The sequence below is a fragment of the Vibrio sp. 1CM2L genome (assembly GCF_023161695.1).
Lineage (GTDB): Bacteria > Pseudomonadota > Gammaproteobacteria > Enterobacterales > Vibrionaceae > Vibrio > Vibrio coralliirubri.
This window is the reverse complement of record NZ_JALNTT010000003.1, coordinates 632,257-646,847: the sequence shown is the minus strand read 5'-3', so window position 1 is coordinate 646,847 and position 14,591 is coordinate 632,257. Positions and strand designations below refer to the sequence as shown.

Here is a 14,591-nt window from a genome sequence, read left to right as displayed (position 1 = left end):
ACCTTCAGGCAAGCTAACTATTAGCTTGCCTTTTTTTATGTTTAGAACGTAATCTTTAACTAGGGCGTGTTGATCTTTCGAGCTGATTTTTGCAGCGAGTTGCTAGGGATTTATACAAGACAGAGGCGTCGATGTGTAGCTAGCCTACATGAGAAGCCGATAACGTAGTAGAAATGGCCAGCAAACGCTGCCCGAAGGGTTCGGCTAAAAGCGTTTTATTCTTTGTTGAGGGGGATTTGCTTAGAGTGCTAGGCTACTTCCCCCTCGCCGCGATTAAAACGCTTTTATCTCGAACAAAATTTAACCACGAAAGGTCAACACGCCCCAATAAAAGTAGGAGAAAGCTTGTGAATTACGATGTCTCTTTATTGGAAATAAAACTGTTCTTGATGACCACCCAGTTTGGCAACTTTTCTGAGGTGGCACGTCGCCAAGACATGACACCATCGTCGGTGTCTCGCAAAATGGCGCAGCTCGAAGAGAAAGTCGGAACCAAACTTTTACATCGTCATACACGCTCAATTTCTCTTACTGATGAAGGTGTGGCATTTAACAAGCATTGCACCGAAATCATCAATCAGTATGAATCGGTTGTCGAACGCATTGAACAGCGTGCAGACACGCCTCGTGGCACCGTCAGAATAAGCGCGCCGGTTGCCTTTGGTCGGCTCCACATCGCGCCATATCTCGCGGAACTGTTAGAAAGGTATCCACTTCTCAAGGTGGAAGTCCAGCAGACGGATGCATTTGTAAACCCCGCGGCTGAATCTATCGACTTATTGATCCGTATTGGTGTGCCGCAAGATTCTTCATTAAGGATGAAACGTTTTGCTAAGCAGCGCTACGTCATGGCAGCGAGTCCAAACTACCTAAAATCTTATGGCACCTTAACTACGCCTGAAGAAATCAAACAACATAACTGTTTAGTGTTTAAGGGACCAAATGGTCTTCAAAGCTGGTTTATTGGTGAAGATAAATTAGAGCCGTATGAAGTTTCAGGATCACTCTACAGCAACAATGCAGAAACGTTGGTCGCGAGTGCGGTCGGTGGCAGTGGAATTGTCGTCTTCCCTACTTGGTTAATTGGCGAAGAATTGAAGAGTGGTCAACTTGTCCCTTTACTAGACGGTTACCAAGTCTCAACCAGTTTAGAGCAACAATCGATCAGTGCCCTTTATCTTGATACTGATAATCTAGCGGCAAAAGTCAGGGTCGTAATTGATTTTCTAGCAGACAAATTCAGCAGCACAAGCGACAAGAACTCATGCTACTGGGATGCTATTTAATCGAGTTTCACCCGATCAATAGCCACCAGCTGCTTAGGTTTTGTCTGCCAATCCTAAGGCATCAAGGTATTGTACTAACAAGAGCAAACCCTGACGGTATTATTGATTTACAAAAGAGAAATAAAACCGCTAAAGAAAAGTGCTGAGAAGCGATACAATGCTCGAGTTGCGAGATCGCAGCATGAAATACCAATTCAAAGAAAGCCCATTAACAAGAAGCATTAAAGTAGCCTCACATGTCTAAAGAACCCGGTTTCACTACAGAATACAAACTCGACAAGACGTTTTTCGCGGAGTGTTATGATCAAACTAGCCTTCCGACTCAATTTCCAAAAGCCTACTTAAAAGGAATACTGTTTCTTATTTTTGGTGTGGTTCTACTGGAGTTTGAACTATTACCTAACGGCTATGTTGGCTGGTTCTTTATTGTTTTGAGTGTGATTGAAGCATTCAGTGTGTACTGCAAAAGAACCTGGTGGTTATGGCGACAAAAAATCAGCTCTGGCGCAGGCAGCAAAATCATCTTTCAAGGTGATGCTAACGGAGTGAGTTACAAAAACCACAAAGCGACCAATACCATCGCGTGGAGTGACATAGACCAACTTGAGCAGACCGATCTCGGTTTTATCCTGCATATCGGTAAACAGCGCCAATATGTGAGTAAATCTTGTTTAAGCGAAGAAGCCATTGCCTTCATGATTGAACACCACGCCGCATCAAAAGTGAACTAACACCAATAAATGCCTGCTGACTTAGCAGGCATTTTTCTATCGCCTTTAATTCTACGTATTGAATGACCGGACAATAATAATGAATACCGTGTACCAAATCAGTGATTGCCACCTTTCCGATGATTCCAGCTATGAGAACCTGCGTAGAGCTCTGGAATACGTCAGCAAAGACACAGCATGCAAGACAATTTTTCTGACTGGTGATATTCGTTGTAATCCAAAATCTGGCGACTACGTTCGATTAGAGGCGTTCATTAGGCAACACATTGGCGCTCAATCCATTTACGCGATTGCGGGTAATCATGACGACTCTCGCTTAATGCGCACTGAGCTAAAAGGCTCGACGATTTATGTCACCGACAAAGCCACCATCGGTGAACGAGAGTTTGTGTTCCTAGACTCAAGCTTCAAGCCGCTAGACAGCCGCCACCCACTTGGTTCAGGGCGTATTGATAACCGCGGCATGGCTAAGCTAAAACGACAATTGAGAAAGGCCAATGATCCTATCGTGGTTGTTCACCACCCTGTCATTCCAGTCGGGGCAGATTGGATGAAAGCAATCCGTCTAGAGAACGATGCTGATGTGATGAGCGTGCTGCGAAAATATCGTGTTCGTGATGTGGTCTGCGGTCATGGCCATGATGGAATAACGGCGACACAGCAAGACATAACTCAATATATGGCCCCGGCGACAGCCTATGGCTTTGACCACTCGATCAATGGATACAATCGCAGCGAGAAGGTAGGATTAAGTCGAATCGCGTTGTCGACTGACTCCATCAACTACCAAGCTGTCTACCTTTAAGGATGCAAGCTTTAACCTTGCTGCGCTGCTAATTCGATGTTCCGCTAGCTTGGTGCTCCGCTACAAATATTCTTTTACTTCTTTGAGCTTACCTTTCAACTTGTCTTTTTTGCTTAGCGCTTTGTCGAACTCGTCTTTTGATGTATTGAGATAACTCACACCATCTTTAATTTGAGCTAAGTAAGCCACGTAGATGGTGTCCATAGTGACGAATTCTATACCCGACTTGGTGATGTATTTGCGGGCAAACTTTCTGGTTTTTTCGTAAGACTTGTAAATCTTACCTGCAAGTTCACTACCTGGTGCGTAGCTAGCAAACTTATCGGGCTCCTTCTTAAACTTATATTTGAGCTTTCTCATGTGCTTTTTCATGAGTGAACGTTTCTTGTAAGCTGGCAGATCCAACACGCCAATAAGCACCTCTTCTTTAGAGCTGACTAAAGGATGTAGAATCCACATCATCGCGACAACCGGTATATCTTGGATGCTCTTGTTGAAAAACGTACAGCAAGCTAGACCAGTGATCGTGCTCTTGTTCAGATACATTCTCAGGCATTCTTTTTGGAAAGCTTTGTATCGGGCGATAGTAATCTTTCTGTAAATGTAGTTAACGCACCACTGACAAATTGATTTCGCCGCTCTTGCTATGGCTGTCGCTGGTGAGGCAGTACCCAAAGAAACGATATTGACCACCAAGGTTGCGGAATTAAAAGAAAACTCCAACAACCCGTCTTCTAAGGCTGTCGCTTTAATTTTTCTTCTCACCACTCTCAGCGTCATCTGCCCTTGGCTATCCGCTACTGATATCACCTTGGTCGCTTTCTTATAGAGTGAAACTCCCTTCAGGCCTTTATATGCGCCTTGAACGATCCCTTTGGTGTCTTTAATGAAAGGAGCAAATTCTTCCCAAACATCGCTCACTAAGTCAAAGATCAAAGGTTTCATCTCGGTGAATACGTTTGAAGGTAATAACTCCAATCCAGGAACGCCTTGAACCGTCCTGTTTACCTGAGCGAAGATCTCATTTGATGTGTCACCTACCGCTTGCCCATTATCGCTATCATTCGACTTTGAGAGGTCCTTCACCTCATTCGTTATTTTTCTGACTTTGTTCAGCACCTTTCTATTTTTTCTGATTTGCTCAGGTGTTTTTACTGTGTCATCGATACTTACTTCACTAAAAAACCTAAGAAAGAAAAGTTGTTTGTCGTCTATCGGGTCACCTGTTATTTCCAAAGAATTGTTCAAAATATCTGGCATGATTCACTGTCCTTGTTCATCCATTTAAGATCGTTTAGCAAGTTGAATATTTACACACAAAAGAGGTTGATATGAAGGATTGTAAAACGCGAAAAGAGCCTCGAAACGTATTGGCTGACTCTTTATCTTTACCTCTCGGAGTGATCAATAATCGCCCCACCATACTGTTCGATATCAGTCTTTTCTGTGGCTAAAAAGTTTGAGCTATAAAATCAAATGTAGCTTCTGTTTACGCATAGAGCCAACTGACTCAGCTAGGAAGGTGTGGTGAGTCGAATTTCACCTAAAGGTTTGTTGTGCTTTAATTTATCAATCTGTGATTGAAGACAGCGCGGAAACAGATTTGGCGTTACACTCATTAAGATCAAACAAATAACGAGGGTCTATGACGTTTTCTCCTGCCATATTGCGTAAAGTCTGGTACTCCCCTTCCATTAACCTTGGGCTTCGCGCCACCAGTGCCATTGTGCTGTTTCTCGGTTTAGGGGTGCTGTCGAATCAAACCACTATCGCCATGACCGCGCTGATGACCATGCCAGCCGCCCTGATTAGTGGACTCGACGCAGCAGGGCCAAGGAGATGGACACGTTTTGCGATCACCGCAACGGCTTGGGGCATGACTCTGGCCGTCAGTTACGCTCTGCTGAAAAGCGGACTGCCTTTATGGGTGACTTATGGTTCAATGGGTGCGTTGCTAGCCAGTGCGGCGGTAAACGGTCCATTCTGGGCAAGGCTCGGCATGTCTAGCCTCCTGATTTCTGTGGTCAGTCTGTCGCTTCATAACTCCAACACAGCGTTAAGCTTGTACCCGATGTTGGTACTTGGCCCCCTTACTTTTTCGCTGTTTAGCTGGCTGTGGTTTGCGCTATGGAAGCACTATGCATTGCGCGTGTGTCTGTCCGCGATTTACGAAACCTTGGCAGATTACATCCAATATCGACAAGCATTCTTGTTAGGTAGCGAAAGTGATGCACCGAAAAGACGTATCAAATACCAACTCATCGAGTTGTTCCAACAGGCTCTTCAATCCGAATCTTTTAGATCTAAACAAGAAGACGCTAACTCGCTCCGACAAGCCTTGTTCCTCGCGCTTGATACGTTTGAAGTGATAATCAGCAGCCACACAACGAATCCCGATCTATTAAGCCAATTTCAGTCCAGTAAGCACAAGCGAGACTTGCTATTAGTGTGGAGCCAACATTGCCAGCAAAGGTTAAGACACAAAGCCAAACAGCTTCTGCTCAACACAAACGAAGAGATGAAGCATTTAAGTTCATTACAACAAGAAGCCGACGACTTGATTGAAGCGGTCAAGCTCGAAGACCAACCCCGCTTTCGTTATTGGGCATTCGCCGTGAAGCACATCTCTCGTCGTATTGAGCTTAATGAACCCGCTTATGAACGTTCTTTTGAAGTGCAGCCGTTCGAGTTGTCTTTTCGCCTGCCAAGCCGAGGTAATCCAATTTGGCGTCATGTTACCCGTGTCGGTTTAATGTTCGCACTTGGTGCTGGAATTGCAGAATACTTCGAATTGATTCGCCCTGATTGGGTTCTGATTTCGATGCTAATGGTAATTCAACCAAGCTTCTTAGCAACACGCAGTAAAACGTGGCAACGCTGTTTAGGTACGGCGCTTGGTGTGCTGTTCGCGACCTCTTTGATTCACATTGGTGTACCGACGACCGCGATGTATTCGCTTATCGTCATCCTCTTGCCTGTCGCGATGCTTAATATTATGCGCCATTACTCGCTAGCCATTGGCTGTATTACGGCGCTATTGATTTTGGTGTATCAGACCATGGCGCACCAAGGGCTCGACTTTGCCGCGCCACGCGTTATCGACACCGTAGTCGGTGGTGCGATTGTTCTGCTCGGATATAGCTTGTTATGGCCGCAATGGCGAGGCAAAGAGATCCACACTCAAGCGTTAAAAGCGCTTAATAGTTCAAAAATCTTATTTGTGTATTGCTACGAACAGCTCCAAATTGGCACCGAACACCATGACCATACTGCGCTAACCAAGCAACGTGCCGCTATGCTAACCGCCGAAAGCGACCTAGAGCTGATTTACAACGAGATGCAGCAAGAGCCAAAACACACTCGCGCCGACCCTCACTATTATGAAGATATGCTGAGTCACTATCGATTGTTAAGCCATTACCTCTGCTTGCTGATTCCGCTGGTCAGGAAAGGCACGCAATACCAAGGCTCACAACAAGTTGAGAGCTTGATTCATGATGTGATGGATGCATTGATCAATACCATTCGTGATAACCGCGTCCATGAGTTGCCCGCGCTCACTAATCAAACCGAAGCCCAACATCCAATGTCTGCTGCTGGGCAACGTTCGGTAGAAGAAATCATCTGGTTAGCGCTGATGACAGTAAAACAAATGCACGATTTAGTTCGGCGCAATCTCGAAAACGAAAAGTTTGACAACGAAGAACTTGATAACTAAAAGCTCGAAAACGAATAAGCGAGAAAACAGAGAGCTTGAAAGCTGAATATGTAGGATTATCGCCCCGCTCTCACAAGTGACCAAAGCCTTGCAAACGTTATTACCCTAAGGTTTGCTAGCAAGGTCTTTGTGATTGATAATAAAAGCAATATAGGCGCAAGTTAGCGCTTTTTTATCACTTAGGTTTATATTGAGGCTATATGGAAATCAAAGTACTAAAAAGCTTTGTGGCTGTCGCGACACATTGCAGTTTTTCAAAAGCTGCAAAAGAGTTGAATACCGTTCAACCAGCCATTAGCCGCCATATCACAAGCCTTGAACACGAACTTGGAGTGAGCCTATTTTTCCGTACATCTCGCGAAGTCGTCATTAGCGCCGCAGGGCAGCACTTACTTAAAGATGCGATTAGACTCATCGAACAAACGGAACAAGCAAAACAGTCCGCGATTCGAGCTTATTCTGGTTGTATTGGTACTTTAACGATTGGTTATCTTGGAGGCGCAACTCTGAGTTTTCTGCCTCGTTTAGTTCGACAGTATATTGCTGAAAACCCCAATATTGATGTTGATCTTGTTGAGATGACGGCTTCTGAACAGATCGAAGCTCTGGACAAAAGAGAGATCGATATTAGCTTCTCTCGTCCACTGCCGAACCTGCTTGTGGATGATTACACCTCGGTGACGATTTATACAGATAAGCTTGTTGCTGTTTTGCCCGTCACCCACGAGCTGGCGCAATACTCCACCATTCAAATAAAACAACTGCAGCAAGACCCTTTCATCTTATTTGAACGTGAACAAGCGGTAGGATTATTTGATTCCGTCATTACTCAATGTGACCTATCTGGCTTCTCTCCAAATATAAAAAAGCAACCCAACAACATGCAAACCGTGTTAACCCAAGTATCTTCTGGCTTAGGTGTCTCTATCGCTCCGCATGCAATTCGTGATTTACGCAGTGAGGGCTGTGTATTTGTTAACCTTGAATCTGTGGATGTACAAATGCCATTAGTGATGACACACCATTCACACACTCTATCCCCAACGGCCAGAGTATTTGTTGCCGTAGTACAGAGTGAAATTGAGGCGATTCAACAAAACATGGCTTAGAAAGTTATCTATACCAGATTCGTATAGAATTTAAATCAAATGGTTATTTTTGTTATTCAATCGCTAACCTTAGACTTAGCTCATCGAAATCATTCATTAAAACGATGAACCAAAGTTAAGGTGTCACCATGTCAAAAGCGACTAAAGAAGTGTTGAGCACAGGACGTTTGTTACTGATGTCGAGCGCTGTCTCGGCAACTGCTGCAAACCTTTATTATAACCAACCCATCTTACCTAAGATCGGCGCAGAACTAGGGTTAACAAGCGAACAGCTAGGCGCAGTGCCAGCTGCCGGTCAGATTGGTTATGCCGTGGCACTGCTGTTCTTATCGCCCTTAGGAGACACGTTACCTCGCAGACGCCTAATAGCGATCTTGTCTATCATGTTGGTGTTGTCATCTTTTGTCGCGTTTACTGCATCTAGCTTAGTGGCCCTGGTTGTTGCGTGTTTTGCGATTGGCTTGAGCGCCAACATCACTCAGCAACTGATTCCATTTGCAGCGTCACTAAGTACTCCAGAAACGAAAGGGAAAGTCATTGGCACATTAATGACAGGCCTAACTGTGGGCATCTTGCTTTCGCGTACACTCAGTGGGTTCATCGGTGAGCAATTTGGATGGCGCGCGGTATTTATGATGTCAGCAAGTATTGCGATGGTCTTTGGTGTGTTGCTGTATGCTTTTTTACCGACGAACACACCGACAACTAAAATACCTTACCTTAAACTGGTTGCGAGCATGGCCACGTTAATCAAGCAGCATGCGACATTGCGAACTTCCGCTTTAACTGGCGCGCTTTGGTTTGCTTCGTTCAATGCGCTGTGGGCGACGTTAGCTCTGCATGTCAGTGAATCTCCGTTTAACTACAATGCACAACAGGCAGGAATGTTTGGTGTTATTGCACTTGCTGGAGTCATTGGAGCCAAAGTTTCAGGGTCACTGGTGAGCAAGTTTGGCTCTCGAAACATGATCAGCATGGCGTTAGTTATTATTACTGCTGGTTTTGTTATATCGGGGCTTTTCGCTGACACATTGGCTGGATTGATCGTCGGTATCATTCTCATCGACCTTGGGGTATTTAGCGCTCAAGTATCGAACCAAGTACGCGTATTCTCAATTGACCCACAAGCTCAAAGTCGTATCAACGGTATTTATATGCTTGGCTACTATCTCGGTGGTGCGTTTGGTTCATTTGTGGGAATTCAGGCATTTGAACGTGCGGGTTGGATTGGTGTTGTGGGCTTTAGTATTGCAGTCGTGATATTGAGTTTTAGCGTTAACCGTTCAAATAAGCAATAAGTCGTCTTGTCTTAAGTTTTAAGTTTTAAGTTTTAAGTTTTCCAATATACAGAACGGATAGTCACTCTGTATTTGATAGCAAATTGCCGACCAGTGATTTGCTATCTTTAAACATCTAATAAGGCAGTAGTAACTCTACTATCTCAAGTTTGAATGTCATGATTCTCAAACAAGCTTTCCCGACTAGAGAGCGGTTATGCCTTTGCGAGATGATCTTGGTCTATCCTTATCATTTAGACGACTGAGTTCCGAGGCTTTGAGTATGAATAAACTGTTTTTAATCTTATTGGTTTTTATTTTGTCCGGATGCGGAACAAGTGATAGTGCATTGATTGAGAGTGGTCACAACACCTCTTACATACAAGGTTTTCACGATGGTAGGCATAGCGGCATGCAAGAAAGCGGTAATAGCTTCGAAAGCTACATAAAAGATGGAAAGCGTTTTGAATCAGACAGTGACTACAAACAAGGCTGGATCGCAGGTGAATCAGAGGGGAAAAAGCTACAAGCGGAAGCAACAGCGATCGGTCAAGGTGCCGCTGCTAGTTATCCTCAAAAATCGACAACGACGGATTTAGATGACGTAGCAAAGGACACCTTAAAAGGCGTCGATACATCGGGCTTAGAGAATTTAAAATAAAAGTATAACAAAGGGCTCTGGGATAGCTCGTACCTTGCCCGACACTTACCAATGCACCTGAGCATAAATTGATCTGCATCAGCATATGGTTTAATAATGATTAACTACTAAACATTCATAATACAAATTGCGCAATACTGAATTGAGAGAGTTCATTTTTACGTTGTTGGTGATTTCATGGATGTACACACCTTAGCTATATATACCTCTTTGTTAGCAGCCACTGTCGCGAGTGCTATGTTGTTAACGCATAAATATATACTCGCAGGCACCACGTTAGGGGTAAATTATATTGCTTATGCTGCTTTGCTGTTAGGAGCCAGTGTTACCCCACTTTCGTTCGGCGTGACTCAATCTTCAGAATCCATCGTTTTTCTTTCCAATGGTGCTTACGCAACGGCTTTTGGTTTATTACTCGTCGGCATAACCGTGTTACGAGGAGCAAGTCGGTCTTTTCTCGTAATATCAATCATCATTAGCTCCCTTGGCATTAGCTTCTTTATTTATAGCGCCATAATTGCGCCTTCTGTTACTTCTAGGATCGAGGCTCGAAGTATTCTCGTTGTGACAATATGTATCTTAGCCCTCTGTGCAAACTATTCAGGGGAAAAGCACGATAACAGAGAAGCAAAGTGCCTGTTGAATCTGACCCTGTTTATCAACATTCTCTATATGGCAATTAGGGGCGTACTTGCTCATACCAAAGGAACGAATTCAAACTATTACCTGATATCAGATATTCATAAATTGTCTTTCGTTATCATGACAATCACAATTATTAGCCTCGCATTTTCAGTGTTTTGGATCTTAACTGATCGTTTATTAAAGCAAACCTATCGTTCATCAATTACTGATGAACAAACAGGCCTTTATAACCGTAGAGGCTTAGCAGAGCTGATACCCAAGCTTGTTCAACCAGGCCGAGAGAGTGACATTTCTGTACTGATGGCCGACCTCGATCACTTCAAAAAAATTAATGATTCCTATGGTCATGACAAGGGAGATGATGTGATTAAGCACTTTGGTCAAATTCTTGAAGATACATGCCGAACAAGCGATTTCTGCTTTCGCTATGGTGGAGAAGAGTTTGTGGTCATGTTACCTAGAGCGAATAAAACTCAAGCAATGCAAATCGCTGAAAGAATAAGAAACCACGCAAAACACAACTCCAATCAAGAGCTCACTTCTGGCACGTATACTGTCAGCATTGGAGTGACTCAAGCCCTCATAAACGATGACTGGAATTCATTAATTAAAAGAGCAGATAACGCCCTCTACGACGCAAAATCTCAAGGGCGCGATTGCATTGTTGAGCGTTAAGCCGAGTTGTAAAACAGTGTAAATATTCTTCCATCACAAAACATGTTGGCTAAGATTTAACAAGTTAAACACACACAACAAGTAAGGTTAGCAAGGATGCGCATTTTTCGGTTTGTTTTAGCGATAGCATTATTGGCGTAACCCCCTTAAAGCGACTCTAGAACTTTCCGCCATTTACCCATTCTGCTTTTGGTGGTACGGGCTCTTGGTTTACCCATATCTCTTTAATTTGACCGCCCTCAACTCGGAAAAGATCAAAACGCGCAACCTCGAGACCATCTTCAATAACTCGGCTGTAAGCTGCTACGAAATTACCTTGACCGACAATCTTAAACACATGGTCATAGCCACCAATATAACTTTCCAAAGAGCTCACATCTGAGGCTTGATAAACAGCTAGCTCTTCGTGCTGGAGGTACTTTGATAGCTTGTTTTTCTGCCCTAGTACCATGACATCACATAAAAATTCACGGATAAGGTTTTTATTCTCTTCTGTTTTACCTAGGTCAGTATGATTGATTGGCCCTTGCAGTCGACCTTCCCCTTCCGTCGGTTGAGCTTCGAAGGCAGAGATCACATCCCAATGTTCAATAATTTTATCGTCACTATCGGTATCGAATAAATCCGTGGTCACCCACTTATACTCACCATTATTAATGTCTTGGAATGCTTGAACAAACACGAATTGGCCATCGACGATTGAGCGTATGATCTTTATGTCTCTAACAGGGCAGCGTTTTAAGAACGGTTCGAAGAACTCAACAAAACCATCAATACCGTTGCGTACCCCAGTGCTATGTTGAGTATAACGTTGACCGGTGTACTTCGTTACCGCCTCTAATGCATGACCATCGCGGATACCTTCCAAATACAGATTAGTCGCATTTGCTAGCTTATTGCTCATAATAGTTGCTCCAAACTTAATAGTGCCAAAGTACGTTATTTGGCTCGTTCGCTGAAAACCCTGATGAAGATAGTTTCAGGTGTCCTTTTTACTGCCGGATTGTTCAATCGGCTCGACCATCGCGTCGCTATTCAAAACCAAGTTAAGCTCGATATACCTCTACAGCATACCGAGCCTTCACTACCTAATTGGTCACTGTGGTTACTGTTTGGCGTGATAAGCTTTAGATACTGCGTAGCTATCCTCAAGCCAGTTCCAACTCTTCACTTTGCCATCTTCAACCTGAACTCGAACTGCCCAGCTGAATTTACCCGTGTCTACACCAGATTCATTCGCAATGGCACTCATGCTGCCCATGAATACTGCTTGGTCGCCGTTTACAAAACTATAGTCTGTTGACCAGCTTGTGACTTTCAAACCTGCGCCAAATAGAGGAAAGAAAGTATTGAGCACTTTTTCTTTTGACTCCCAGTTACCGATCCAAGGGATGTCGGCGTCACCTTCGTTGTGCCAGACAAAATCATCGGCCATTAATGACTCGAGTTTTTCCATATCACCTGAGCCTGCTGCCCATAAGAATGCTTGAGCCGTTTCTAGTGTCTTCGCTGAATCGACTGCTTTTGTTTCATCTGCAAGGGCTGGAGTGAGTTGAAAGAAAGCCAGAAGACTCGCTAGACCGATAAGTAGATTTTTCTTTAACATTTTCTTTCTCCTGATTGTCAATTTTGAAGCTCAATGAGTGGGGGATTAGAAGTGCCATCTGTGCATGCTTTGAACTTCAGTTCTGTTTGTTGCCTTGTTGAGATAACTATAGCTGTGCTAAATTTTTGGTAAACTCACTAATTGAACACGTTGGATATGCGCAAATGCACAACATAAGATGGGATGACCTGCAATATGTTCTAACAGTGGCGAATGAAGGATCCCTGTCGGCCGCGGCAAGAGCACTTGGTGTAAACCACAGCACCGTTTTACGTCGTATTGACACCTTTGAGTATCGTCACAAATTACGAATTTTCCATAAACTTCCTACCGGATACAAACTAACGGTTGAAGGACAAAAGCTTCTGGAGTCAGCTCTCGCTATCGAATCCGCAGTAAGAGAATTGGAACACAAGATTTTTGGACAGGAATTGAAGCTAGAAGGCACGCTAAGAATAACGACGACCGATACCTTATCTCGCCTCATTCTCGGTACTCATTTGGCTGCTTTTCATCGGCTTTATCCAAAAATTCAGTTAGAACTCAGCCTCACATCTCGTCAATTGGATATTTCACACCTAGATGCAGATATCGCGATTCGCCCAGCAAATGAGTTGCCAGCCCATTTGGTTGGGACCAAGTTAAGTAAAATTGCCTTTGGTGTTTACGGATCACCAGAATATATAAATGGCCTTAAGAGTAAGCACCCCTTAAAGTCTGCCTCTTGGTTAATGATGCATAGAGGCAGTGCTTCGCTACAGGTTTCTGAACTGATTTCGGAAGACAAAATTGTCATGAAAGCCGACTCTTTTGAGCCCCTGATCATCGCGGCTGAAAATCAGATAGGGTTGGCCTACTTACCCTGCTTTTTAGGTAACAGTAAGGGAACTCTGCACAGAGTAGATATGGAAGTGATGCACCAAAATACAGACCTATGGATGATGACTCATAAAGATTTAGAAGATTCAGCCAGAGTAAAAGCATTTTTTAATTTTATGAAAGGCGCAATCAAATCAGACCATAATCGGTTGGCCGGATTTGATTATTAGCGAACGAGTGCCGGCTCTTCACCAGTAGGCTTACGAACAAAATGACACAAAGCCCACAGCACAAACAAAGTCACAGTCAGCTCCCAAGCGCGCAGGAAGGTACTTTCCAACCCCAAATTACTACTGGTCATGTACAACTGAATCGGCAGCATGGTCGCCAATAATGCATCGGCATGAACGTCCCTGGCTGAACCTTTCGCTTTGGCCATTGATGCGGTGATCATAAAGGCAAATAAACCCAACACTATGGTGTAGTAACCGAATGTAGACTGATGCCCTGCCATCAACAAGGTGAACACCACGGCTACTGCACAGCCGCCTACTTGAGTTTGAAAACGGCGGTCAACCACGTCGATAAAGCTTTTGTGTGTGGTTTGGGTTGCAGCAGCAATCACTGGCACCATGCAGAACGTTGCTGAGATGATGTCAACGATCATCAAGAATGCCAAACCAAGACCAATCAACGCGAGTGAAATTGCTCTGCTCTCAAATGTGACTGGCTGTTCTTTAAATACAGGGGGCTTGCTTCCTTGCTCAACAGGGAACAGAGCCACCATGGTTTTTGCTACTACCATGGTAATCAACATGGATACCAAAATTTCATGAATACGCATCGGCATATCCATGGTGGTGTGCTGAGCAAACACCACAATCAAAATCCAGTTGAATGTTGGCATCAACATTTTACCTTTCTTCGCCGGCGTAGTAGCTCGACGACGCATAAAGTCGAAGAAGAGTAGGCTAATGGTCCACACCACAAACGGATGCTGTGAAAATACCTCAGTCACCACCAACGCTGTACTTGCTGCCAATAAAGTGGGTGCCAAGGTACGGATCAGGCCAAGCCAAGAGTAATCTTTGTTCTTGGTCATGATGATGGTTGGATACAATGCCAGATAAACGGGAGAGTCTAGGTTTAGTAGCTTTCCCAACACCATACAAACCGTCACAGTAAGTGCGACACGCAGCGCTTCATTACGTTGAGAATGTCCCTGTGCGGTGTTTTCGAATGTCCACATAGTCATCTCC

General features: G+C 44.1%; 13 protein-coding genes. 9 read left to right on the top strand and 4 right to left on the bottom strand.

What is annotated here, in order from left to right:
- Positions 1–347: 347 nt before the first annotated feature.
- From MSG34_RS12870 to MSG34_RS12860, 3 genes are all read left to right on the top strand, one after another.
- On the top strand, positions 348–1,286 hold the full coding sequence (locus MSG34_RS12870; protein ID WP_248337733.1) for a LysR family transcriptional regulator: 939 nt from the start codon (positions 348–350) through the stop codon (positions 1,284–1,286).
- A gap of 236 nt (positions 1,287–1,522) precedes the next feature.
- On the top strand, positions 1,523–2,017 hold the full coding sequence (locus MSG34_RS12865; RefSeq protein WP_248337731.1) for a YcxB family protein: 495 nt from the start codon (positions 1,523–1,525) through the stop codon (positions 2,015–2,017).
- 79 nt (positions 2,018–2,096) lie between these two features.
- Entirely contained in the window at positions 2,097–2,822 is a 726-nt protein-coding gene (locus tag MSG34_RS12860; RefSeq protein ID WP_248337729.1) for a metallophosphoesterase, read from the top strand.
- A 60-nt stretch (positions 2,823–2,882) separates the two neighbouring features.
- On the opposite strand, the gene MSG34_RS12855 is transcribed toward MSG34_RS12860, so the two are convergent.
- A complete protein-coding gene (locus MSG34_RS12855) occupies positions 2,883–4,082 on the bottom strand; it encodes a hypothetical protein (RefSeq protein ID WP_059019414.1) in 1,200 nt (399 codons plus the stop codon).
- A gap of 385 nt (positions 4,083–4,467) precedes the next feature.
- Between MSG34_RS12855 and MSG34_RS12850 the strand changes: the two genes are divergently transcribed.
- The 5 genes from MSG34_RS12850 (at position 4,468) to MSG34_RS12830 (ending at position 10,907) form a co-directional block, all read left to right on the top strand.
- Positions 4,468–6,540, top strand: coding sequence for an FUSC family protein (locus MSG34_RS12850; protein ID WP_248337727.1), 2,073 nt, complete (start codon positions 4,468–4,470; stop codon positions 6,538–6,540).
- Positions 6,541–6,740: 200 nt separating this feature from the next.
- Positions 6,741–7,649, top strand: a complete 909-nt coding sequence (locus tag MSG34_RS12845; protein ID WP_248337725.1) for a LysR family transcriptional regulator — start codon at positions 6,741–6,743, stop codon at positions 7,647–7,649.
- Positions 7,650–7,777: 128 nt separating this feature from the next.
- Entirely contained in the window at positions 7,778–8,947 is a 1,170-nt protein-coding gene (locus tag MSG34_RS12840; protein ID WP_248337723.1) for an MFS transporter, read from the top strand.
- A gap of 262 nt (positions 8,948–9,209) precedes the next feature.
- Positions 9,210–9,587, top strand: coding sequence for a hypothetical protein (locus tag MSG34_RS12835; RefSeq protein ID WP_248337721.1), 378 nt, complete (start codon positions 9,210–9,212; stop codon positions 9,585–9,587).
- Positions 9,588–9,764: 177 nt separating this feature from the next.
- Positions 9,765–10,907: a GGDEF domain-containing protein gene (locus MSG34_RS12830; RefSeq protein WP_248337719.1), complete on the top strand. Its 1,143-nt coding sequence runs from the start codon at positions 9,765–9,767 to the stop codon at positions 10,905–10,907.
- Between the two features lie 157 nt (positions 10,908–11,064).
- Here the strand turns inward: MSG34_RS12830 and MSG34_RS12825 are convergent, their stop codons facing one another.
- Together MSG34_RS12825 and MSG34_RS12820 are read right to left on the bottom strand one after the other, a co-directional pair.
- Positions 11,065–11,811: a nuclear transport factor 2 family protein gene (locus MSG34_RS12825; RefSeq protein WP_248337717.1), complete on the bottom strand. Its 747-nt coding sequence runs from the start codon at positions 11,809–11,811 to the stop codon at positions 11,065–11,067.
- A gap of 201 nt (positions 11,812–12,012) precedes the next feature.
- Positions 12,013–12,513 carry a nuclear transport factor 2 family protein gene (locus MSG34_RS12820; protein ID WP_048609116.1) on the bottom strand — a complete coding sequence of 167 codons (501 nt, stop codon included), beginning with the start codon at positions 12,511–12,513 and terminating at the stop codon, positions 12,013–12,015.
- Positions 12,514–12,677: 164 nt separating this feature from the next.
- On the opposite strand from MSG34_RS12820, the gene MSG34_RS12815 reads away from it, so the two are divergent.
- Positions 12,678–13,562: a LysR family transcriptional regulator gene (locus MSG34_RS12815; RefSeq protein WP_248337716.1), complete on the top strand. Its 885-nt coding sequence runs from the start codon at positions 12,678–12,680 to the stop codon at positions 13,560–13,562.
- Here MSG34_RS12815 and MSG34_RS12810 read toward each other — a convergent pair.
- Entirely contained in the window at positions 13,559–14,581 is a 1,023-nt protein-coding gene (locus MSG34_RS12810; protein WP_248337715.1) for a DUF2955 domain-containing protein, read from the bottom strand. The two genes, MSG34_RS12815 and MSG34_RS12810, sit on opposite strands and share 4 nt — an antisense overlap.
- Positions 14,582–14,591 lie beyond the last annotated feature (10 nt).

What these genes read in the sequence shown, in the direction of transcription:
- MSG34_RS12865 (WP_248337731.1), top strand. Translation starts at nt 1,523, where the DNA reads ATGTCTAAAGAACCCGGTTTCACTACAGAATACAAACTCGACAAGACG.
- MSG34_RS12860 (WP_248337729.1), top strand. Translation starts at nt 2,097, where the DNA reads ATGAATACCGTGTACCAAATCAGTGATTGCCACCTTTCCGATGATTCC.
- MSG34_RS12855 (WP_059019414.1), bottom strand. Translation starts at nt 4,082, where the DNA reads ATGCCAGATATTTTGAACAATTCTTTGGAAATAACAGGTGACCCGATA.
- MSG34_RS12850 (WP_248337727.1), top strand. Translation starts at nt 4,468, where the DNA reads ATGACGTTTTCTCCTGCCATATTGCGTAAAGTCTGGTACTCCCCTTCC.
- MSG34_RS12845 (WP_248337725.1), top strand. Translation starts at nt 6,741, where the DNA reads ATGGAAATCAAAGTACTAAAAAGCTTTGTGGCTGTCGCGACACATTGC.
- MSG34_RS12840 (WP_248337723.1), top strand. Translation starts at nt 7,778, where the DNA reads ATGTCAAAAGCGACTAAAGAAGTGTTGAGCACAGGACGTTTGTTACTG.
- MSG34_RS12835 (WP_248337721.1), top strand. Translation starts at nt 9,210, where the DNA reads ATGAATAAACTGTTTTTAATCTTATTGGTTTTTATTTTGTCCGGATGC.
- MSG34_RS12830 (WP_248337719.1), top strand. Translation starts at nt 9,765, where the DNA reads ATGGATGTACACACCTTAGCTATATATACCTCTTTGTTAGCAGCCACT.
- MSG34_RS12825 (WP_248337717.1), bottom strand. Translation starts at nt 11,811, where the DNA reads ATGAGCAATAAGCTAGCAAATGCGACTAATCTGTATTTGGAAGGTATC.
- MSG34_RS12820 (WP_048609116.1), bottom strand. Translation starts at nt 12,513, where the DNA reads ATGTTAAAGAAAAATCTACTTATCGGTCTAGCGAGTCTTCTGGCTTTC.
- MSG34_RS12815 (WP_248337716.1), top strand. Translation starts at nt 12,678, where the DNA reads ATGCACAACATAAGATGGGATGACCTGCAATATGTTCTAACAGTGGCG.
- MSG34_RS12810 (WP_248337715.1), bottom strand. Translation starts at nt 14,581, where the DNA reads ATGTGGACATTCGAAAACACCGCACAGGGACATTCTCAACGTAATGAA.